Raw genomic sequence first — 1798 nt, 5'->3', positions numbered from 1 at the left:
GCCGCCTGCTCCTTGTCCGAGTGGCAGGTGACGAGGGTGGCATCGAGGTCCAGGACCAGGCCCGGCAGGTCGCGGCCACCGGCGCGGGCCGCGGGATCACTCCCACGGGTTCCGGCCCGGCCGGGGCTGTCACACCGCCCTGCAGTCGATCTACCCCGGGTGGCGGGGCGCCACGTGGTTCGTTGAGGGGGACATCAAAGCCTGCTTCGACAGTTTGGATCATGAGATCCTTCGGTCGGTTCTGGCTGAGAAGATCCACGACAACCGCTTCTTGCGGTTGGTCGACGGACTGCTCCGGGCAGGATATCTGGAACAGTGGCGGTATCACGCGACGCTGAGCGGCTCGCCGCAAGGCGGCGTGATTTCGCCGCTTTTATTCAATATCTACCTGGACCGGCTGGACAAGTACATCGAGACGAACCTGCTGCCCGCCTACAACCGGGGAGCCAGGCGAACACCGTATCGTCCGTACATGCTGCTGTGGCAGCGCGCCTATCGGCTGGAGCAGCGGGGCGAGTTAGAGGCAGGTCGGGCCCTGCGCAAGCAGATGAAGACCATGCCCTCCCGCGACACCGATGATCCGGGCTTCAGGCGGCTGAACTACTGCCGTTACGCGGACGATTGGCTGCTCGGCTTCACCGGGCCGAAGCGGGAAGCCGAGGAGATCAAGGCCGACGTCGGCCGGTTCCTGCGCGACGAGCTCAAGTTGGAACTGGCCGAGGACAAGACCTTGATCACGCACGGGCGGACGAAGGCCGCTCGGTTCCTCGGCTACGAGATCGTGGTCTTGGACAACGACACCAAGCACGACCATCGCGGTCAGCGCAGCATCAACGCGCAGATCGGGCTGAAGGTGCCTGCTGATGTCGTCCGTGCCAAGTGTCGCCCCTACATGCACCACGGCCGACCGGTCCGGCGGACTGAACGCACGGTCAACAGCGACTTCTCCATCGTCGCCCAGTACCAGGCGGAGTTCCGCGGGATCGCCGGTTACTACCAGCTCGCGTTCAACCTTCACCGTCTCGGACGGCTCAAGTACGTCATGGAGCGGTCCCTGGTCAAGACGCTGGCGCGGAAGTACCGCGTCCGCGTCCCCAGGATCTATGCCCGCTACCGGGCCGTACTTGACACTGATCTTGGTCCCCGCCGGGGACTTCAGGTCACCGTCGAACGTGGTGAAGGGCGAGCGCCGTTGGTGGCGCAATGGGGCGGGGTCTCACTGGCGCGCAAGACCAGGATCGGCAGTCTCGACGATCACCCGAAGCAGGTGTGGAACAGCGGACGCAACGAGCTCGTCAAGCGCCTGCTTGCCGACACCTGCGAGATGTGCGGGTCCCATGACGGTGTCGAGGTGCACCACATTCGGCACCTGAAGGACCTGAATGTCCGGGGGCGGGCGCCCAAGCCTGCCTGGGCTCGGATGATGGCTGCACGCCGTCGGAAGACCCTGGTCGTCTGCCGTGTCTGCCACGAAGGAATCCACTACAGCGGACGCCCGTCGCTGCAGAACTCATGAGAAGAAAAGGCACCGGAGAGCCGTGGTGCTCGGAAAGCGAGCATGCCCGGTTCGGTGGGGGGCCGTCGGAAAAGGGCCTGGTCACAGGCACCTCGCTGGCGGCCTACCCAACGCACGCACGGTTCGATGCGGCGGGGGCTGGAAACGGAGCGTACGTACTACGCCACCGCGCCAGCCCCCGACCCTACACTTGCGGTGGCGTCCGGATCTTGATCGGAAACGCGAAAGTGCCTCCTGAGCTGGGATGATGAGGCTTGTCTAGGGCTTCTATCACCACAGCAA

General features: G+C 64.8%; 1 protein-coding gene. It reads left to right on the top strand.

The genetic code is table 11. The features are described 5' to 3' along the window. Positions 1-139: 139 nt before the first annotated feature. Positions 140-1516: a reverse transcriptase domain-containing protein gene (locus AB0D27_RS45440; protein ID WP_362521534.1), complete on the top strand. Its 1377-nt coding sequence runs from the start codon at positions 140-142 to the stop codon at positions 1514-1516. The last annotated feature ends 282 nt before the right edge of the window (positions 1517-1798 follow it).

This window comes from Streptomyces sp. NPDC048415 (assembly GCF_040651675.1).
GTDB lineage: Bacteria > Actinomycetota > Actinomycetes > Streptomycetales > Streptomycetaceae > Streptomyces.
Note: the sequence above shows the minus strand (reverse complement) of the source record. Positions and strands in the feature narration are given on the sequence as shown.